Source organism: Flavobacterium sp. P21, from assembly GCF_050632225.1.
In the GTDB taxonomy this organism is placed as follows: Bacteria; Bacteroidota; Bacteroidia; order Flavobacteriales; family Flavobacteriaceae; genus Flavobacterium.
The window spans coordinates 633,107-654,587 of sequence record NZ_CP192585.1 but is presented as its reverse complement, the minus strand read 5'-3'; the positions used below and the strand labels follow the sequence as shown (position 1 = coordinate 654,587).

The 21,481-nt window shown below is 35.0% G+C and carries 14 protein-coding genes and 3 pseudogenes; 4 read left to right on the top strand and 13 right to left on the bottom strand.

What is annotated here, in order from left to right; genetic code table 11:
• Window positions 1-126: 126 nt before the first annotated feature.
• The 11 genes and pseudogenes from ACQ9BO_RS03165 to ACQ9BO_RS03115 all read right to left on the bottom strand — a co-directional run bounded on the left by ACQ9BO_RS03165 (window position 127) and on the right by ACQ9BO_RS03115 (window position 15,595).
• Window positions 127-2,114, bottom strand: a pseudogene (locus tag ACQ9BO_RS03165) (alpha-L-arabinofuranosidase C-terminal domain-containing protein).
• A 169-nt stretch (window positions 2,115-2,283) separates the two neighbouring features.
• Window positions 2,284-2,616, bottom strand: a complete 333-nt coding sequence (locus tag ACQ9BO_RS03160; RefSeq protein ID WP_431245058.1) for a hypothetical protein — start codon at window positions 2,614-2,616, stop codon at window positions 2,284-2,286.
• Between the two features lie 9 nt (window positions 2,617-2,625).
• Window positions 2,626-4,268 (bottom strand): annotated as a pseudogene (locus ACQ9BO_RS03155) (glycoside hydrolase family 127 protein); the annotation flags it as partial.
• Between the two features lie 64 nt (window positions 4,269-4,332).
• Window positions 4,333-5,262 (bottom strand): arabinan endo-1,5-alpha-L-arabinosidase, encoded by a 930-nt coding sequence (locus tag ACQ9BO_RS03150; RefSeq protein ID WP_431243602.1) that lies wholly within the window; start codon window positions 5,260-5,262, stop codon window positions 4,333-4,335.
• Between the two features lie 105 nt (window positions 5,263-5,367).
• Window positions 5,368-6,312, bottom strand: coding sequence for a glycoside hydrolase family 43 protein (locus tag ACQ9BO_RS03145; protein ID WP_431243601.1), 945 nt, complete (start codon window positions 6,310-6,312; stop codon window positions 5,368-5,370).
• A gap of 324 nt (window positions 6,313-6,636) precedes the next feature.
• Entirely contained in the window at window positions 6,637-8,133 is a 1,497-nt protein-coding gene (locus tag ACQ9BO_RS03140) for an arabinan endo-1,5-alpha-L-arabinosidase (protein WP_431243600.1), read from the bottom strand.
• A gap of 12 nt (window positions 8,134-8,145) precedes the next feature.
• Window positions 8,146-9,693, bottom strand: a complete 1,548-nt coding sequence (locus ACQ9BO_RS03135; RefSeq protein ID WP_431243599.1) for an alpha-N-arabinofuranosidase — start codon at window positions 9,691-9,693, stop codon at window positions 8,146-8,148.
• 61 nt (window positions 9,694-9,754) lie between these two features.
• Window positions 9,755-10,765, bottom strand: a complete 1,011-nt coding sequence (locus ACQ9BO_RS03130; protein ID WP_431243598.1) for an arabinan endo-1,5-alpha-L-arabinosidase — start codon at window positions 10,763-10,765, stop codon at window positions 9,755-9,757.
• Between the two features lie 193 nt (window positions 10,766-10,958).
• On the bottom strand, window positions 10,959-12,521 hold the full coding sequence (locus tag ACQ9BO_RS03125; RefSeq protein ID WP_431243597.1) for a RagB/SusD family nutrient uptake outer membrane protein: 1,563 nt from the start codon (window positions 12,519-12,521) through the stop codon (window positions 10,959-10,961).
• Between the two features lie 28 nt (window positions 12,522-12,549).
• Window positions 12,550-14,940, bottom strand: coding sequence for a SusC/RagA family TonB-linked outer membrane protein (locus ACQ9BO_RS03120; RefSeq protein WP_431243596.1), 2,391 nt, complete (start codon window positions 14,938-14,940; stop codon window positions 12,550-12,552).
• Complete coding sequence (locus tag ACQ9BO_RS03115) at window positions 14,876-15,595, bottom strand: carboxypeptidase-like regulatory domain-containing protein (protein WP_431243595.1); 720 nt, start codon at window positions 15,593-15,595, stop codon at window positions 14,876-14,878. The genes ACQ9BO_RS03120 and ACQ9BO_RS03115 overlap by 65 nt, the downstream gene beginning before the upstream one ends.
• 555 nt (window positions 15,596-16,150) lie before the next feature.
• Here ACQ9BO_RS03115 and ACQ9BO_RS03110 point away from each other — a divergent pair.
• Window positions 16,151-16,840: an NUDIX hydrolase gene (locus ACQ9BO_RS03110; protein WP_431243594.1), complete on the top strand. Its 690-nt coding sequence runs from the start codon at window positions 16,151-16,153 to the stop codon at window positions 16,838-16,840.
• Between the two features lie 340 nt (window positions 16,841-17,180).
• Here the strand turns inward: ACQ9BO_RS03110 and fsa are convergent, their stop codons facing one another.
• Both fsa and ACQ9BO_RS03100 read right to left on the bottom strand, forming a co-directional pair.
• Window positions 17,181-17,837, bottom strand: a complete 657-nt coding sequence (gene fsa, locus ACQ9BO_RS03105) for a fructose-6-phosphate aldolase (RefSeq protein ID WP_431243593.1) — start codon at window positions 17,835-17,837, stop codon at window positions 17,181-17,183.
• Between the two features lie 253 nt (window positions 17,838-18,090).
• Window positions 18,091-19,088, bottom strand: a pseudogene (locus ACQ9BO_RS03100) (GntR family transcriptional regulator).
• Between the two features lie 102 nt (window positions 19,089-19,190).
• Between ACQ9BO_RS03100 and ACQ9BO_RS03095 the strand changes: the two are divergent.
• From ACQ9BO_RS03095 to ACQ9BO_RS03085, 3 genes are read left to right on the top strand one after another with little or no spacing between them, the layout of a single operon-like run.
• Window positions 19,191-19,598, top strand: a complete 408-nt coding sequence (locus tag ACQ9BO_RS03095) for a hypothetical protein (RefSeq protein ID WP_431243592.1) — start codon at window positions 19,191-19,193, stop codon at window positions 19,596-19,598.
• On the top strand, window positions 19,595-20,242 hold the full coding sequence (locus tag ACQ9BO_RS03090; protein ID WP_431245057.1) for a hypothetical protein: 648 nt from the start codon (window positions 19,595-19,597) through the stop codon (window positions 20,240-20,242). Before ACQ9BO_RS03095 ends, ACQ9BO_RS03090 begins: the two co-directional genes overlap by 4 nt.
• A gap of 5 nt (window positions 20,243-20,247) precedes the next feature.
• Window positions 20,248-21,288 carry a glycoside hydrolase family 53 protein gene (locus ACQ9BO_RS03085; RefSeq protein WP_431243591.1) on the top strand — a complete coding sequence of 347 codons (1,041 nt, stop codon included), beginning with the start codon at window positions 20,248-20,250 and terminating at the stop codon, window positions 21,286-21,288.
• Window positions 21,289-21,481 lie beyond the last annotated feature (193 nt).

Sequence of the window (21,481 nt, the reverse complement as noted above, 5' to 3'; positions counted from 1 at the left end):
ATTAATAAGTGTATAAAAAACACTTAACAAAGATCAGCTTTTGAATTTTTACAAATAATGCATCAAAACAAGCAATTATGGCTAAAACAGAATATAAATGTTTGTTTTACATTTATTCTGTTGCGATTATTTCATCTTAATTTTCAAAACTGTAACTGAATAAGCTGGGAAATCATATTGAACTTTGCTTCCGTTTACCTTAAATTCACTTTCTTTTGGGCTAATTTTGGTTGGAGCTTCAAAAGAATTTTCATCATTTATTCCGTCACCTTTTAAAATTACAGCTGTTCCTTTTGAGTCTAATTTTGCTCCTTTTAAATCAATTGAAACATTTTGAGATGATGCCGATGCATTTACAATTTTCAAGATTACCTCTTTTGTATTTATGTCTTTTACTGCTGATGCAAACAAATCATTTTGTCCCGTAACTGCTTTTCCGTCTTTTGTAATGTTGATTAAATCAGTTCCTTTATTATTAGAGAATAATTTCTGAACATAATAATTTGGCGTTCCATATGACTGTAAATTGTTGAACCAAATCATATCTGGTGTCCACTGCCAGCCTTCAACATGAGCCAATAAAGGTGCATAAGAAGTCAGTTGAACTACCTCAGCATTACGTTCCATTCCGGTCATGAAAGCCGCTTCTGAGAAAGCACATTCCCAGTTGTTTTTGTTTTCCGGACTTGCAATTGCTACGCTTTGTGCTCGCATACTCTCCAGCAAAAATTTTTGGTCCTTTACGATCATAATTGTCATAACGCGTTACATTTTTACGGAACCAAGCTGGATCTTTGTAATAATGTTCGTCAACAATTTCAGCGTTTAGTTTTTTCAATTCTTTCATGCCGTAATCATAAAAATCTCCGTCAGGGAAAGGTCCTGTTCCTGAAACAATTGTAATGTTTGGATATTTAGCTTTGATTGCTTTTTGGAATACTTTGAAACGCTCGATATAATCTGGTCCCCATTGCTCGTTACCAACTCCAATGAATTTTAAATTGAATGGTTTTGGATGTCCCATATCAGTTCTAAGTTTACCCCAAACGGTTTCTGATCCACCATTTGCGAATTCAATTAAATCTAAAGCATCCTGAACATACGGATCGATTTGATCCATCGGAACTAATTCTCCTGTATTAAATTGGCACGCCATTCCACAACTCAAAATTGGAAGCGGAGAAGCGCCGATATCTTCTGAAAGCTGAAAATATTCAAAAAATCCTAAACCAAAACTCTGGAAATAATCCGGTGCCGGACGGTGTGAAAATTCCATATTCCAACGGTTTACTGCCGTTTCTCTGTCTTCAACATTTCCTACTGATTTTTTCCATTGGTAACGTTCTGCCAAAGTTCTTCCTTCAACAATACATCCGCCAGGGAAACGCAAAAATCCTGGTTTTAAATCGTATAATAATTGCACTAAATCTTTACGAAGTCCGTTTTTTCTTCCTGCCCAAGTCTCTTCTGGAAATAAGGAAATATTGTCTAAATCAATTACGCCATTTCCTTCAAAAGTGATTTTCAATTTTGCTTTTGCTTCTGTTGCTGTCGAAACCAATTGAGCCGAATAATTTGACCAATCTTTTGATGTTGGTGTAACCGAAGTTTCTCCTAACACTTTATTGTCTTTATCAATAAATTGAAATTTGATTTTCGAAATATTTCCTGAAATCTGTGAAGCTTTTAAAGTCAAATTGTACTTTAAATCTTTCTTGATTCCCATTCCTCTGAAACCTTCGTTAATTAATTGATAACCATTTGCATCATTAATTGTAACTCGGCAGTAATTATGATTGGTTCCTTTTTGAGAATACTGAATCACATTTGCAATTCCTGATTCGGTGTTTAATTTATGACGGTCGCTTTTAGGCTGATTCCATCCCATTAATGGAAACTGAAATTCGAAAGATCTGTTTTTGATCATTTCGGCATACAAACCGCCATCTGCGGCAAAATTGATATCTTCAAAAAACACTCCGTACATGGTAGGCTGAATTTTTGTTACTGTTTTGGCAACATCAACTTGAAGATTATTTTTTTGTGCCGATGCATAAACAGCCGCTCAGCAATAAACCGCAAAGGGTAATTTTTGTAATTAAATTGGACTTCATTTTTTTATAATTAATGTGTTTTATGGCACGCGGATGACGCGGGTTAAAACGGGTTTTTATTTTTTGTTTCTCGCAGATTTTGCAGATTAGACAGATTTATTTTTAATCTTTTTAATCCTTTAATCTGTGGCTATATTTATCTTGCTTCTTGCTTCTTTTATCTATTTTCTCAATTCTTATAATCCAACCAAACTTTCATTTTTCCAACGCCACGGTTTGACCAAGAATAATATGGAATTGCTTTGAATTTTTCGTTTTCGATTACATTTACGCCATTTAATAAATTCGCTTCTTTTTTTACTTTGAAAGCATCTCCAGAAGCTACATTTATTTGATCAAAATTTGTTTTGTTGTCAATTTCTTCAACTGCATAAACGATTGGTCCGTACTCTAAAGAAACTTTGTTTTTGTTGCTTTCCACTTTTGAATTGGTTTGAACTTCCTGAACTTCCATTGGGAAATTAAGGGCGATTTTGTCTCCTTTTTTCCAATTTCTTGTCACGTTGTAATATCCATTTTCTGGCTGAATCGCAACAGCTTCACCATTTACAGTAATAGTAGTTTTTTGAGTCGAAGCTTTTTTATAAGAGTATAAATCCCCCGGCAGAACCTCATTTCTAGCCCAGCCCGGAACGCGAAGTTTAATCGTAAATTGGCTTTCTTTTTTGGATTAACAGCAATTGCTACTTTTCCGTTCCAAGGATATCCTGTCTGTTGTGAAATCTGTAAATCTGTTTTTCCTAATTTGAAAGAAGCGCTGTTTGAGGCATATAAATTTACGTATAAAACATCATTTGTTTTCGAATAAATCAATCCCGGAATTGCCGGAATAAAACGAATCAAATTCGTAGGACAGCAAGAACAGTCAAACCAAGCCTGACGCGTGCAAGAACCTCTGTTAGATTTATAAACGCCATCAGCTTCCAATGCGTTTGGATAGAAAAACTCTTTTCCGGTCAATGAAATTCCCGAAATTAATCCGTTGTACATCGTTCTTTCGATGACATCAAAATACTCCGATTTTCCGTATAAATTATGCAATCTGTGATTCCAATATACATCGCCAATTGCCGCGCAAGTTTCATTGTAAGCGGTTAGATTTGGAAGCTCATAATTTGTTCCAAAAGCTTCGCCGTCGTGTCTTGAACCAATTCCACCTGTGATGTACATTTTTTTGTTCACCATATTATTCCATAAATTGTTTACGGCATTTTCATATGATTTGTCTTTTGTCATTGCGACAATATCGGTCATTCCGGCGTACATATAAACCGCACGAACAGCATGTCCAACAGCTTCATTCTGCTGAATTACCGGAATATGATCTTGTGCATATTCTCCATATAATTTATGATTGTTTGGATTGCCACGATTGTCCAAAAAGTATTTCGCCAGTTTTAGATAATCTTCTTTTCCAGTAATTTGATATAATTTGATCAAACCCGTTTCAATAATCTGATGTCCCGGAACTCCTTTTACCTGACCTGGCCCATCTCCAAAAGTTTTCACAAATAAATCGGCATTTTTGATGGCGATATCAAGGAAATTTCTTTTTCCAGTTGCTTCGTAATGCACTACAGCGACTTCGATTAAATGCCCTGCGTTGTAGCATTCGTGGCTTATTTGTAACGATTCCCAACGTTTTCCTTCTATAACCGGAACCCAAGTTGCTGGCGGTTTTGCTGGATTTATGGTTCTCCAAGTTGTCAAATAACCATCGGCTTCTTGACCGATTTTTACAATGGAAATCAACGAATCTAATACCTTTTCTAATTTTGGATTTGGAGCAGAAATTAAGGTGTTTGATGCGCCTTCGATAATTTTGTAAACATCAGTATCATCAAAAGGCATTTCGCCTCTAACTGTTCCTGTTTTTTGTTTTCCTGCGATTAAGAAATTTTCAAAACGTCCTTCTTCATTACATTTTTGAATAGCATAAGCAATCGTAACTTCTTGCACTCTTTTTATAATTGGCAACCAAAAAGAATCATTCAGTTTTACATTTTGGATGTTGACCGGTTCAATTTGATATCCTGCTTTTAATACCGAAGTTTTGTCATTTGACTGCACTGCACTGTTTTTTGTTTCTTTACAAGAAATAAAAATCAAAAGCGAGAGGAAAATTGTAATAATTGGAAAAGTAAATTTTTTCATTGTATTGGATTATTCTATTTTAAAATCGGCCATAAATCAGCATCCCATTGCATTTCTTTGACTACTAATCTTGGTGTTCCGTTTGATTTTTTTCGTAGGCGTGATAAAAAATATAATCTTTTCCATCAAAAGTATAAGCGCTGTTATGGCCTACGCCAAAGTAATTTTCGTCGCCCTGAACTACTATGCTCCCACCGCCTTCGGTTAATAATTTTCCATCTTTATCAACATAAGGTCCGGTTACGTTTTTAGATCTTCCAACGACAACTTTATACGTGCTTTTTTCTCCGCGACAACATAAATCCCAAGAAAGAAATTGGTAGTAATATCCGTTTTTCTTAAAGATAAATGGAGCTTCAAGCGCGCCATCGCCGGGATCAGAATCGGCTAATTCGAAAGTTCTTTTACGTTTTGAAATCGTATGCCATTCCTGAGGTTGTGCAATTGATTTTAAATCTGGATTTAATTTCACCATTTTTAATCCTTCCCAAAAAGAACCGAATGAAAGCCAAGGTGTGTTATTTTCATCAAAAACTAAATTCGGGTCAATGGCATTCCACATATCACGATTTGGCTGTGACTGAATCACAATTCCTTGATCGACCCATTTGTAATTTTTATCCTTTGGATCTAAAGTTGTGTTAGTCGCAACGCCAATTGCCGAAGTATTTTTGGCGAAAGCCGAAACCGAATAATACAGGTAATAAACGTTATTATGCAATGAAATATCCGGTGCCCAAATATGATTTTTAAAATCGGCCGCAACGCCATCTGCCCAAACGGGTTTTTCTTTGAAAACCTGCGGTTGCTTGTCCCATTTTTTTAAATCTTTTGAACTAAAAACACTGATTCCGTTTCCGGTGCAATACAAATAATAAGTGTCTTTTTGTTTGATGACAACCGGATCGTGAACTACAATTTCCTGCGCAAATGAAGCTGATGCAATCAACATCAAAAAACCAGAAAGTGCATGTTTTATATTTTTGTAAACCATATAAGTGATATAAGAAAATTTAAGTTTAAACCTTAATTGAAAACTTTATCAGAACATATAAGCAGTTCCTGAATCCAAACTGAAAACTGCGACTGTGACTGAAAACTATTGTATTCCCTCAGATGTCATTACAACTCGTTTCATTGTTCCATCTTTATTATAATACAATTTATCAACGCAAACTGATCTTCTGAAACTTCCTCCGTGCGGAATTGACGCTCCATTATGATAAATAAAATACGATTGTCCTTTAAAATCAATTATCGACTGATGATTTGTATTGCTGTTTCCGGCCAATTCGTTTAAAATTCCTTTAAATTCCCAAGGTCCATTTATTGATTTGCTCATGGCATAGGCAATTTTTTCTGGAAATTCATATGCGTATGACAAATAATACCAATCTTTGTGTTTGTGAATCCAAGGTGCTTCGGTATAATTTGGAAGTTTTATATGATGAATTTCTCCATCTATTTCCGTCATGTTTTCCTTTAATTTAGCATAATGACAAGCGGTATTTCCCCAAAACAAATAAGCTTGTCCGTCATTATCGATATAAACTGTGGGGTCGATATCGTCCCAGCTTATATCGGTAAATTTGGTCATGTCATTTGTAATTAAAGCTTTTCCTAAAGCATCTTTAAAAGGCCCTGTCGGACTATCTGAAACTGCAACACCGATTGATTTTCCTGGAATTGTTCCATGTTCAACTGTTACAAACCAATAAAATTTTCCGTTTCTTTCAATTACCTGCGAAGCCCACGCATCGCTTTTTGCCCATTTAAAATCGGTTACTTTTAATGGCACCGGATGCGATTCCCATTTTTTCATATCCGATGAAGAATACACAACCCATTCGTTCATCTTATAAAAATTAAAATCATTTGGCGCTTCGTCATGACCAGCGTATAAATACACTTTGTCCTTGTAAACCAATGCCGCAGGATCGCCTGTATATTGATCCTTAATAATTGGATTATTGAATTTTATCGATTGTGCAGTTCCTGCTATCGATAAAAACAAAATAGAAAGGCTTGTAAATAGGTTCTTCATTATCATTTTTTTTGCCACTCCCGATAGCTATCGGGATGCACAAATTTTCTCGAATTATAATTTGTGGAAATTTGTGCAATTTGTGGCTTATTTTTTCTCTCGCAGATTGAGCAGATTTTTATTAAAGAATTTTAAAAATTGAAATTTTCTAATTTTCTAATTTTCTAATTTTCTAATTTTCTAATTTTCTAATTTTCTAATTAATCTTTTTACCCCAAACTGGCAATCCAGCTCCTGTATATCCAGAATAACTCAAGGTTACTTTTCTGGTTGCTAATTCCCAATCCCAAGAATCAGAAACGTTGCATTTTACACCATTAACTGTTAGGATTTTTTAGTGCTGTCATACGACCAAGTTCCTGTTGCGTCACCGCTTACTTTTTTATCAGCGGTCAAATAAATTGTTCCTGCTTTCTGCATGGTTTTGTATTGGTAATTCATTGTAATTTGTTCCCAAGTTCCAATGAAATTTGCTTCTGTAATTGTTGTTGCTGGAACACCTGCATAACGTTCTGCTTCAACAACTGGCCAGCCATCTTCTGTCCATTGAATGGCACGAACATGTCCCATCATTACTGCATTTGAAACTGCAATTCCAGGAACACCTTCTGGCAAACGCGCCTGAGAAGCATAATACCATTGTTTTGTATCTGGATTTTGAAAAACGGCACAATGTGCAAATCCCACCCAGCCTGTATGATTTTTAAATTGATACGGATGCGTTACCATTGGATAACATTCTGCTCCGGTTGTAATACTGCTTCCGCTGATAGTCAGATAAGGACCTAAAATGTTTTTCGAACGAGCGACACGAGTATTATAAGCAACTGATAATTCATCATAAGCCAAAAACAAATAATAATATTGTGTATCTGGATTATAGATAATTTCTGGTCCTTCAAGTGCTTGCCAACGGTTTGTGCTCACGTTTCCGCGACCAGCAATTCGTACTCCATAATCGTCGATTGTTTTTAATTTAGCTGGTTTTCCTGTCGCTGGATCCAGTTTTAAAGCCGCAATTCCAGAATGCCAAGAACCATAAATTAAATATTGATCACCTTCTGGAGTCTGGATAAAACTTGGGTCGATGGCGTTGAATTTAAAATAAGCATCCCAATCATTTCCACCATTTCGAACGTAACTTTTTACGCCGTCTGGCTCAGAACAAACCACCATTCCTTTGTCAACCCAATTGTTTGAAGCCAAATCATCAGTTTCGGCCAAACCAATAAAAGCGCGTTCTGACCAAGATGTATTGGTGTCTGTTCCTGTAATTGGATTGGTAACCACAATGCTGTAATACATTCTGAATTTGTTTCCGACTTTACGAACGCAAGGTGCCCAATAGCCATAACTCGGATTTGCGATTGGAGGAAGCGCCGGATTCATTCTTGCCCTTTTGTTGTTCAAAGAATCTTTTACCCAAGCTGGAGCTGTAGTCATTGAAGATCCCATAAATTCCCAATTGATTAAATCTTTTGATCTTCTGTAGAAAAAATGTCCGTTGCCTTCATGCGCATTTCCATAAGAAGCATCCGTTTGATACATATAATAATATTCTCCTGATTTTTCTACTGATGGATCATGCACGTTGGCTAAATTCCATTGCGATCTGCTTCCCCAAGCTGAAATTGAAGTATAATTATCTGCATAAGTTGGTCCCGGAAAAGCCGGCGTAACCACTGGCGGGTCTACAACGACAGGCGGATCTGGAGTTACAGGCGTATCGGGACTGTCGCTTGAACAGCCAAACACCAATAACGCGCCTAAAAACATTCCGATATACGGCATTATTTTTAGAATGGAATTTGATTTTTTCATGTTTTTATCTTTTTATTTTCCTTCTAAAACAACAACTGAGAAAGGAGGAATTGTGATTTCAAGTTTTCCTTTTTTGTTTTCGAAACCTTTAAAAACTGTTGGAACAATTTTGTTTGGTGTATCAAATGAATTATAATCTTGTAATTTAGCTGATGTTAAAACTGTTCCTGTAAAAGTTTTAACGCCAAGCTCATTAACATCAATTTCTATTTTGTTTTTGTTTTTTGCATCAACGTTCACTAATGAAATGTGAACTACACCGTTTTTATCTTTTGAAGCTGATGCCGAAACTGCAGGAAGTATTTCTCCGTTAAAAGTGTAATTTGGAGAAGTAAAACTTACTGGCAATAATTTTGCATCCTGATGCACACTGTACATTTTCATAACGTGATAGGTTGGCGTTGTAATCATTTTTGCTTTGTCTGTTAAGATTACGGCCTGCAAAACATTTACACATTGTGCCAAGTTTGCCATTTTAACTCTGTCTGCATGGTTGTTGAAAATATTCAAAGTTGCTCCAGCCAAAACTGCGTCTCTCATTGTATTTTGCTGATATAAAAATCCAGGATTTGTTCCTTTCTCCACTTCGTACCAGCCACCCCATTCGTCAACCATCATGGCAACTTTTTTCTGAGGATCGTACTTGTCCATTATTGCAGAATGCTTTGTAACAAGCTCTTCCATTTTTAAAGCCGATTTCATTGTTTTGAAATAACCTTCTTCAGTAAAATCTCTGTCATCACCTTTTTTAGCCCATTCAATTACCGCATAATGATGTACTCCAACACCGCCTAACATATTCAGCGGAATATTTTTCATTAAAACTTCTGTCCAATTATAATCGGCACTGTTTGAACCTGACGCAATGCGAGTCAATCCTCCAGTGTTTTCCCAATCCGACATGAATGTTGCAAATTTTCTGTATTCTCCAGCGTAATATTCGGCTGTCATATTTCCTCCGCATCCCCAAGCTTCATTTCCAACTCCCCAGAATTTAACTTTCCAAGGTTCTTTTCTACCATTTTTTTGACGCAAATCACTCATCGGACTTTTACCTCCAAAATTCGTGTACTGAACCCAATCCGCTAATTCCTGAACAGTTCCGCTTCCAACATTTCCTGACAAATAAGGTTCTGCTCCTAGAAGTTCACACATATTCAAGAAATCGTGAGTTCCAAAACTGTTGTCTTCTGTTACACCGCCCCACCATTTATTTACAATTGTTGGTCTTTGTTCTTTTGGTCCAATTCCGTCTTTCCAATGGTAGGTATCAGCAAAACATCCACCAGGCCATCTTAAATTCGGAATTTTCAACTCTTTTAAAGCGACAATAATATCATTTCTTACCCCCTTTGTGTTTGGTATTTTTGAAGTGTCTCCAACAAAAAATCCGCCGTAGATACAGCGTCCTAAGTGTTCAGCAAAATGTCCGTAAATGTTTTTGTTGATTACCGGAGCATCAGCATTATTTTTTATGGTTACAACTGTGGTTTGATTTTGGGCAAAACTAACTTGATTACAAAGGGTAATAAGAAATGTGATTAAAAGTGCTTTTTTCATAATGGTTTTATAAAGTTTATAAAGAGGAAAGCTTTTGTGAACTTTCCTCTAAATATTAAAATTAATAAGAAAGTGTAGGCCATCCTGATGACCATGTAAAATATACAATTTCTAGTTTTGGATTTCCGCTGTCGGCTCCGTCATAATAATGAACAGATCCTTTTTGGGTTCCGGTAATTCTTGACAAATGTCCAGGGCCAATATAATTTCCTTGAGTTGCTAAAACAGTTGTGCCTCCGCCATTTGTTAAAGCTACTCCGTTTTTATCCAAATAAGGTCCATATACATTTGTTGAGCGTCCAACTACAATGTAATAAGTGCTATTAACACCGTTACAGCAAGTGCCTCTGTTTACAAACATATAGTAGTAACTGCCTTCTTTAATTAAACAAGGAGCTTCCCAAGATGCGCTGTTTCCTCCTGCAACTATTGTTCTTGTTGCACTAGGTTTTCCTGTTGAAACGTTTATTGGAACAACTCCAATTCCGGCATGCCAAGATCCATAAGCCATGTAAACATTACTTCCGTCAACTAAAATTGAAGGATCGATTGCATTTACATCTGAAGCTGAAGAAGAAGAAACTACAACGCCTCTGTCTGTCCAAGTTGTTCCTGCGCTTTGAGAAATTGCCGGTGTTGTTACCAATCCAATGGCTGAAGTCGCTGATCCAAAAGTAGAACAAGAATAATACATGTTCCAACGATTGTTGAACCAAGCCACATCTGGCGCCCAAAATGTTTTGGTAAAACCCGGTACATATCCTGCAATCCAGCTTGGCGTTGATGAAAACACTGATGTTCCCCAAGTCCAGCTTGTTAGATTTGTTGAATATGTCATAGGAATGTTATCACCTGTTGTAAAAACATAATAATTGACGCCGCTTTTTACTATTGTACTCGGATCATGTGAAGCAACTGTTCCTGTAACTGTTTTTGCTGTTAAATTTTTTACCTGAGAATTTTGAGTTTCTACAACTGCAGATGCCTCATCATTCGAAGGGATTATAGTATCTTCATTTTGACAACTTCCTAATAATAATGCTAATAAAACCAAACTTATAATTGTTTTCATTTGTAATAATTTTAGTAAATGTTAATAATTTAATCTCTCTATAATCTCATTCTCTTTTAAAGATAATATCACATGGCAAACTTTATAAATCTGCCATATGATATTAGGTATTCTAACTAATTCAAATATTATTTAGTCGCAGTTTTCAGTCTTGGTCTCAGTGGAGACTGTGACTGAAAATTGCAAACTATTTTTAATAACTATCATTTTGTTTTGTTCCCGGATTGTTATCCATTTCCAATTGTGGAATTGGGAAATATTCTCTTCCTGGCGCATATGAATTGAATTCTGCATCTCTAGATTTTAGCCAAGCCAATTTTGTAGCATCCTGAAGCCAGCCCCAACGACGAATATCGTCAAAACGGTGTCCTTCAAGAGGGAATTCCAAGAATCTTTCGTGACCAATCTGATCTCTCATTTGAGCTTGATTCATTCCTGGTTTTGCAGTTGCTAAATCAGGCAAGTTTACTCTGTTTCTTACCATTTGAATGTAAGTGTAAGCCCCCGGAGTATCTCCTGTTTCGTTTAAACATTCTGCATACATCAATAAAATATCAGCATATCTTAACAAACGCTCGTTGATTCCTGATCTCCAATCATATTCATCGGCAAATTGACCATCTGAATTTTGATATTTTCTACAGAATAAATCATTTAAATCTGCTGGACTTGTTGCATAAAAAGTGGCAAAATCTTTACCATATAATTGCATGCCGCCTGGTTTGTTATAAAAAATAGTAGCGTCTAAACGAGGATCTACAGCATTGGTTTTTGTTTTTTCCTGCTGATATTCATTAAATAATGCCCATGAAGGTTGAACGTCTGTCCATCCAAAAGCTCTTGGCGCATACGTAATTGCACGTGCAGATGTTTTTCCCCAACCTGAAGCTGGCGCACCGCCCCATCCTAAATCAACTCCACCGGCATCTCTACTGAATTGTACTTCAAAAAGAGATTCCGAATTGTTTTCATTTGCTGTAGTAAAGTTGTCACGATAGTTTGAAACTAAAGAGTAAACTCCCAAATCAATTACTTGTTTAAACGTTGTTTTTGCGTTTGCAAAATCTTTAGTAAACAAATATGCTTTTCCTAAATATCCTAAAGCGGCTCCTTTTGTAGCACGTCCTTTTTGACCTTTGTCGATTCCTGTAATTCCATCATATGATGTTGGAAGCAATTCGGCGGCGACTTTAAAATCCGCAATAACTTGAGCCCATCCTTCAGCTTCTGTTTTTTGTGGAGTGTAAAGTTTGATTTCTGTTGGCAACGGAACATTTTTAAACATGTTTACCGCATGGAAGAAATACAAACCTCTTAAAAAATACGCTTGTCCTAAAATTCTGTTTTTAAGCGTCGCATCTTCAAATTGTATCTCTGGAACATTTGTCAAAACTTGGTTTGCACGGTAAATTCCTTGATAATACGTTTCAAAAGCCCATCCGTAAATTGCAGGATCTGTTGGGTTTGAGTTGAAACGGCCTACGTTGTACATCGCTCCCCAAGGGCTATTACTGCGAGTATCATCACCTTTTAAATCTAAAAGCAAAGGTGTACTTCTCATATACGTTCCATCTGTAAGCAAACTTCCATAAGCGGCATTTACTCCTTCGATTGCATCTTGATCTGTTTTCCAAAATGAACCTGCAGTTTCAACATTAGGATCCACTTGGTTCAAGTCTTCATTATCAACGCGACTTGTGGTTACAAGTGCCAATGAAAAGAAAACTGTTATATAATTAAATACTTTATATTTCATTTTAATTCGTTTTAATGGTTAGGATAGATTAAAAAGTTACTTCAACACCCAAAGAAATTGTTCTTGGATTTGGGAATGATCCAGCGTCATATCCTCTAGAAAATAATCCGTCATTGTAATTAAAATCTGGATCGTAACCTCTGTATTTGCTGATGATCCATAAATTTTGACCATTTACATATACTTTCGCTCTTTGAATAAACAAATCTTTTGGCATCGGAATTGAATATCCGATTTCCAATGTCTGCAATTTGATATAGTCACCACTTTCAATAAATCTGTCAGAATCTCTTGCGTTTCCGTTTGGATCTCCAATAATTGGACGAGGAACGTTTGTATTTGTATTTGTTGGCGTCCAGTAGTTCAATGCATCCACGCTATGGTTTCCATATTGCTCTGTCATTAAATTACGATACAATCCGTTGAATACTTTGTTTCCTCCTGAACCTTGCCAGAACATAGAGAAATCCCAATTTTTATAATTTGCACCAAAGTTGATTCCGTAGCTGTATTTCGGAATTGAAACTCCCATAAACTTTCTATCGGCATCTGTAATCTGGCCATCATCATTTAAATCAGCGAATTTAAGATCTCCAACACCTGCGTTTGTCTGAGTTGGTGATGAAGCTAAATCTGTCGCATTTTGGAAAATTCCTGCAACTTGATACGTATAAAGTTCTCCGATAGATCTTCCAACTTCTGTTTTTGAAGCGGCTCCATAAATTGGATTTCCGTCAAGACCAATTTGTAAAACCTCATTTTTCAAGGTTCCTAAGTTTGCCGAAATATTGTATTTAAACTCGTGGTGATTGTTGTTGTATGTTGCTGTAAACTCAAAACCACTGTTTTTAACTGCACCTGCATTTGTTGTAATACTTGCTGGGAATGCTCCAGTTGAATAAGGCAACGGAACTCCAATCAATAAATCTGTTGATTTTTTCTGATAATATTCAGCTGTAATCTGTAAATCGTTATCTAAGAATCCAAGTTCAACCGCAACGTTTGATGTAGCTGTTTTTTCCCAGTGAACATTAGGGTCAATAGCGCTTACAACTGTTGTTCCTGGTGCTAATTGGTTGTTAAAATCATATCCTGCAAAAGCATTGATCGTTGGTGAATAGGCATAAACACCAAGTGTATTGTTTCCTAATTCTCCATAACCTCCTCTTAATTTGATGGTATTAAACCAATCTGGCAAATGGATGAATTTTTCGTTGCTTAATTTCCAAGCTCCTGAGAAAGAGTAGAAATTCGCCGTATTGTTGTCTTCGCTGAAAAGTGATGTTTTATCTTGTCTGAAGTTTCCAGTAATGAAATAACGATCATCATAAGAGTAGTTCAAACGGCTTAAGTACGAGATATTTGTAAGCGTATTTTTGTATTCACCAGCACTTGTAGCATCAGCGTATTGAATTTGGCTAATTTCGCCTGGAGTGTATCCTACACCTCTTGACCAATGTCTGTAGTAGTCATTTCTTTCTTGAATCCATCCTCCTAAAGCATCGATTTTATGTTTGTCTAAAGTAATTTCGTAAGTCAATAAGTTATTTACGAATGTTCTTTGTTGGTTTCCATTATCAACATCTAAAGAAGCTTCATCATTTGTTGTAATATAATACCATCCTAAATCACTTGGCGGAATGAATTTTCTGTTTTGAAAATCTAATCTATCGTAGCTTAAATCTAATTTATATTTTAAGCCTTTAACAATTTCAAGTTCTCCCCAAATATCTCCGATAAAACGGCTTCTTTGTCCATTATTAGTAATCAAATTATTGTAACCAATAACGTTCATAGAGATTGCTCTCTGCGTTAAATTGTCAGTTCCTCCGTATCCTCCAAGTCTGTTTGGATCATAAACTGGCATTGTTGGAACTGCTCCTAACAAATCAACAATTGCAGATTCTCCTCCATTATATTCATTAAAGTTTTCTTTGCCAGATTTTGTATATCCAATTTTTGAACCGTATTTGAATTTTCCTTTTTTACCATATAAATTCAAATTCATAGAATATCTTTCGTAATCCTGAGGCGAATTCAAATAACTTGTATTTTTGAAATAATCAGTATTTAAGTTGTAGCCCAACGTTTCAGCTCCTCCGCTAAAAGTAAGCGAGTGATTTTGAACAAGACCTGTCTTAAAAGCTTCTTTTTGCCAATTTGTATCTACATTTTTAATGTATGAAGGGCTGTTTGGATCATTTCCTGGTGCAATTCCTAATCCAGCATTTTGTTCAGCCGCCGATGTGATTTTTTGATAACCCACACGATCCGTTACATCCCATGTTTTAGCTACATTCTGAAAACCTACAAGTGATTTATATTTAATGTCTAGTTTTCCAGATTTCCCTTTTTTAGTTGTAATAATTACAACCCCGTTTGCTCCTTGAACACCATAAATTGCCGCAGACCGATGCATCTTTTAAAACCTGCATCGATTCGATATCTCCTGGCGCGAAGTCATTAGGACTTGCTACAATCATACCATCAATAACAAAAAGAGGGTTGTTGTTTGTAAATGAGTTGATACCTCTAATTTTCACATTTACAAATCCTCCCGGTTCTCCAGATGATTGTACTGTTACACCGGCAACTTGTCCTTGAAGCATTTTTGCAGGATCATATGTTACTGTTTTCTTAGCCGCTTCCATATCAACTACTCCAATCGAACCTGTTAAGTCGGCTTTCTTTTGTGTACCGTATCCTACAACTACTACTTCGTTAAGTTTGTTTGTGTCTTCTCCTAATTCTAGATCAATTTTTGATTGATTTCCTACTGTGATTTCTTTATTCTGAAATCCTATAAATGAAAAAACTAAAACATCGCCTTGAGATGCTTTAATCGAATACTCTCCATCAAAACCAGTTGTTGTAACGGTTTTGGTTCCTTTAATCATAATATTAACACCCGGCAAAGGCAATTTATCCTGAGCCGAGGTAACAACTCCGTTAATCGTTTTGCCTTGAGCCGACATTTGATTAACAGAAAAAAGCGACATTACTAATGCTAAAATCCATTCTTTTTTTGGCAACAAAAAGTTGCAATAAAAAAATAATCGTTGGTTTGTTATCATAAGGTTTAATTAAGTTGGTTAGTGTATAATTATAAGTGTTAATTTTACATTTGTAAATTTAACTAAAAAAAAACCTCAAAAACAAATTAATATCATAAAAAAAACGCTTAAAAAAATACATATCACAAATTAAGTGTGAAATACACATTAATAAATCGATGTTTTTTTCAAAAAAAAGACCTTTTTTGAAAGTTATTTGTGTAAAATATACACTTTTTATCGAAAAGCTTCTTTTTAAGCAAAAAATCGGCTTTTGAAAAAAAATATAAATAGGCTGTTTTAGAATAATTTGAAGGCTAAAAAATTTTTTATTTGTAAATAAAATCCTGTTTATCGAGTGGCTTTTTTATATGAAAATGTTCTTATTTCAAAAAAAAGAGTTTATTTTTGTTTCGAAAACGTTTGAAAATGACAAAACAAGCGTCAGATTTAAAATTCGTCTCCGTTTTTTTAACTTCCTTTTTTGATATTTTTTTGTTTTAAGTGTAAAATCTACATTAATAAATTATGAAACGTATTAGGAAGTTTATATATTTACAATCAAAATATTGATTTATGCTAAACAGTTATAGCTCTGCCGATAAAGCGTTATTAGCAGTAGATTGTATCATTTTTGGTTTCGACAATCAGGGTTTGAAAATACTTTTGATCAAAAGAGACTTTGAGCCAGAAAAGGGCAAATGGTCTTTGATTGGAGGATTTTTGAAACGTGACGAAGTACTGGATAATGCCGCGATTAGAATTTTAAATACATACACAGGTTTAAACGACATTTACATGGAGCGACTTTATGCATACTCTGAAATTGATCGTGATCCTGTCGAAAGAACTATTTCGGTTTCTTATTATGCTTTGATTAATATTGAAAATCATAATGCAGAACTGATCAAAAATTATCATGCACAATGGTTTAGTATTACCGATGCGCCAAACTTGATTTTTGACCACAATGAAATGGTGGAACACGCTATCAGAAGATTACGTTACAGAACTTCAATAAAACCAATTGGATTCGAATTGCTTCCTGAAAAATTCACCATGCGCCAGTTATTAGAATTGTATGAAGCAATCCTGAGCAAAGAATTGGATAAACGAAACTTTATCAGCAAGATCAACTCATTGGGAATTCTGAATAAACTAGATGAAAAAGATATGGGCTCTTCTCGAAAAGGTTCTTATCTATACACTTTCAACAAAGAAAAATATGAAGAAAAATTACTCAACGATTTTGTTCTGAATTTATAAAAAAAGTTTAGCCACAGATTTCACATATTAAAATGATTTTTATCTAGACATTTATAAAAAAGAAGCCTTGAAAAGAATAAATTTTCAGGGCTTTTTATTTAAAATCTCTCGCAGATCTGGCAGATTTAAGGGATTTTTTCTGCTAAATCTGCTAGATCTGCGGGAAACTTATTCCGAAAAAACAAAACCCTGAAAGCCACAAACTTTCAGGGTTTTTACTTCAATAAAACTACTATTAAAAAACTAAACAAATTTTCTTTTTTGCCATAGATTAAAAAGATTAAAAGGATTTTAAAAATCAGTGTTAATCTGTGAAATCTGTGGCTAAATTTTTAAATAATTAGCTATTCCCTTTTTGGTAATCTGCTAAAAATTGTGCTAAACCAATGTCTGTCAACGGATGTTTCAACAAACCTTCAATCGCGCTCAATGGTCCTGTAATAACATCTGATCCAATTTTTGCACAATTGATAATGTGCATTACGTTGCGAACTGAAGCCGCAAGAATTTGAGTTTCAAATCCAAAATTGTCATAAATCAATCTGATTTCTTCAATCAAATTCATTCCATCAGTCGAAACATCATCCAAACGCCCAATAAATGGTGAAACATAAGTTGCTCCCGCTTTTGCCGCCAATAATGCCTGTCCCGAAGAAAATACTAAAGTACAGTTGGTTCTGATTCCTTTATTCGAAAAATATTTGATTGCTTTTACACCATCTTTTATCATCGGAATTTTCACTACAATCTGCGGATGCAACGCCGCTAATTTTTCGCCTTCGGCAATCATTCCTTCAAAATCGGTCGAAATTACTTCGGCACTTACATCGCCTTCAACCAATTCACAAATTTTTATATAATGATCTAAAATATTCTGTGCTCCTGTAATTCCTTCTTTTGCCATTAATGACGGATTTGTGGTTACACCATCTAAAACCCCTAAATCATTGGCTTCTTTAATATCTTTTAAATTTGCTGTATCTATAAAAAATTTCATTTGTCTTTTTTTTGAATGAATTAAAACCTGTTTGCTTTATCTTTTTGACGAGTTTCTTCCTAGGTATTCTCTTCAATAAAACAAATTAAATAATAAGTGTAAAATTTACATTTACAAATGTATGCAAAATAATTTCACAAAAACAAAAAATTGTTTCCTTATTTTTTTAATTAAAAAAGAAGTGATTTGTCAAACAAAAAGAGAATTGTTTGAAATATAATACGGAAGGGGAATAAAATATTACTTTTTAAGATTACAATGAATTACGCATAATCAAAGACGATTTATTCTCGATCTGTTCTTTTTTTCCTTTCAAAACCATTTCTGCTAAAATTTTTCCCATAGTTTCAAAATGAGTTGAAATAGTCGTAATCCCATTTGCTACGATTTTTTTTAGTCGGGTTTCGTTATAAGAAATTATTCCGAAATCAATTCCTAGTTTCAAATTCTGATTTCTTGCATTCTCAATTACATGAACCAATTCACGATCAGTTGGAATAATATATACATCGCCAATATCGATTTTTCGATCTGTAAATTCGTTTATAATTTCGTATTCAAAATTGTATTCGGAACAAAAAGCTTCAAAACCCAATTTCATACCAAGCGGTTCTCGAAATCCTGGGAAAATTAAAATCAGTTTTTTGTAGTTTTTCAATCTTGCTTTAGCATTATACAAACCTTCAAAAATATCTTTCTGGTGATTTTGATAAATGGCAGGATACGCTCTCAAATCGGGATTGGTCTGATCCAGTATAATAACATCACCTACTGGTAGGTTTTTTATTGAAGGAGCAGTATCAAGCAAATTTGTTGGCATGATAATATATTTCGTGTAATTGCCATTGCTGTCATTAATGAGTTTTTGAAAAACCTGAATATTGAAATGATGAAAGAAAATATCGACCTGAACATTCTTTCCGATATTTTTTAAAAACGAATTATAGATGTCTTCCTTGAAAATATTCAACTCATCAAAAAGTAAAAAAACCTTCTGTTTTATAGTAGTTTCAACGCTTTTAACATAATAGCCTTTGCCCGGAATAGCATAAATAATTCCTCTTTTTTTAAGTCTTCATAAGCCAATAAAACCGTATCGCGTGACAATGAAAAAGCCAGGCAAACCTTATTTACTGACGGAAGTCTGTCGCCTTTGACTAATTTTTCTTCATCAATCGCTTTTTCAATTGAAAGAATTATCTGCTTATATTTTGGCAAACCAATGTTATTCTGAATTGAAATAATATTCATAGAAATTGAAATTTTGGCGCAATATACAAAAAACTGGTAGGTACTGGTATGCAAAAGATAAAAATGTTTCTAATTTTGAATTTCACTTTTGTCAAAAATAACATGGAAATAAAACATATATCGCATTTTCAAGATGCATCCGCTTTCAAATCGTTTGGTTTAACCCTTGATAACGAAGAAATTCTCTCTTTTGAATTATCAAACAAAAACGGAATGAAAGTGAAGTTAATCAATTATGGAGCGACTGTTACTTCTCTGCAAATTCCTGTTGAAGGTAAACTGGTTGATGTGGTTTTAGGTTTTGATACATTAGAACCCTATATCGCTTCGTACAATTTGCCGAGTGCCCCATATTTTGGAACAACTGTAGGCCGTTATGCAGGAAGAATCAATAAAGGTGTTTTTTCTTTAAATGGAAAAGAATTTCAATTGGCAGGAAATAATAACGGAAATGCTTTACATGGCGGAAATGTTGGTTTTGGAAAAAAACATGGAATGTTTCTGATATAACTTCCGGCGAAAATCCATCTATTACTTTTAGCCTTTTAAGCGAAAACTTAGACCAAAATTATCCAGGAGCTTTACATGTTGATTTAAAATATACTTTGACAGAAGCAAACGAATTACAACTAGAATACAAAGCAACAACTACTGAAGATACAGTAATTAATTTGACGCATCACAGTTATTTCAACCTAAATGGTCACGATTCGACTGTTTTGGATCAGGAAATGACTATTGTTTCGGATAAATTTTTAGAAACAAATTCAGAGAATATTCCAACCGGAAAATTCACAGCAGTTTCTGGTCATGATTTTGATTTTAGAACAGCCAAAAACTGTCCGGCATCAATTGACAATTCATTTGTAATTGAGCCTTCAAATGAGGTTGTGGCAACATTATACAGTTCAAAAACAAAATTAAAAATGAGTGTTTATACCGATCAACCAAGTGTTCATATATATGTAGGCGGAAATTGTTTTGACACTTTGAAAGGGAAAGAAAATACAAATTATCATCCGTCAAGCGGAATTTGTTTTGAAACCCAAAATTTTCCTGACGCACCAAATCAAGAACATTTCCCAAATTCGGTTTTGAGAAAAGGTGAAGAATATCATCAAAAAACAATTTACAAATTTGAAAATGTAATTTAAGATTTATGAAGAAGATCAAATTATTAATTAGCCTTGTCACTCTTGCTGTTTTTGCTTCATGCACGACAACAAAAGACAGCAAGGAAACAAAACCGGAAGAAAAAGGTTTTGCAAAAGGAGCCGATGTGGGCTGGCTTCCACAAATGGAAGCAACGGGTTATAAATTTTATGATACCGACGGAAAAGAAAAAGATTGTCTGCAATTGTTAAAAGATAGAGGCATCAACACCATTCGTCTGCGCGTTTGGGTAAATCCGAATGACGATAAAGCAAGCGGACACTGCAGTCCGGAAGAAACAGTAGTTATGGCAGTTCGTGCCCAAAAAATGGGAATGCGCATCATGATCGACTTTCATTACAGCGACTCTTGGGCAGATCCGGGAAAACAAAACAAACCTGCCGCTTGGGCAAAACATTCATTTGCTGAACTTTTGAACGATGTTTACAATCATACTTTTGATGTCTTGACTTTATTGAAAAAAGCTGGCGTAACTCCAGAATGGGTTCAGGTTGGAAATGAAATTCCGGGTGGAATGCTTTGGCCAGAAGGAAGCTCCGATAATTTTGGTCAATTGGCACAATTACTTAATAAAGGTTATGAAGCTACAAAAGCAATCGATCCAAAAATAAAAGTGGTCGTGCATCTTGACGAAGGAAACAAGAGCGAAAAATTTAGATGGTTTTTTGATAAAGCAACTGAAAATCATGTAAAATATGATGTAATTGGAATGTCGTATTACCCATATTGGATCAAAACCGATTACAAAAGCACCGTTTTAGATCTAGAAAATAATTTAAAAGATATGGCTTCGCGTTATAACAAAGAAGTTATGGTAGTTGAAGTTGGAGGCGATTATACGTTGGTTCAAAACACAAAAGAACTTCTTGAGGCAACAATAAAAGCAGTAAAAAGTGTTCCAAATAATAAAGGTTTAGGTGTGATTTATTGGGAACCAGAAGGAGAAAAAAGCTGGAGCGGTTATCAATTAAGCGCTTGGCTTTCTGACGGAAAACCTTCGCCGGCATTAGATGCATTCAAGAATTAAATTTTAACACAACGAATATCTGTAGAGACGCATTTCAATGCGTCTACGCAACAAATATCCACAATACGTTGGACGCATTGAAATACATTTAAGCAACGAATATACACAATACGTTAGACGCATTGAAATACATCTACACAACGAATATTCACAATACGTTAGACGCATTAAAATGCGTCTCTACAAAACATTG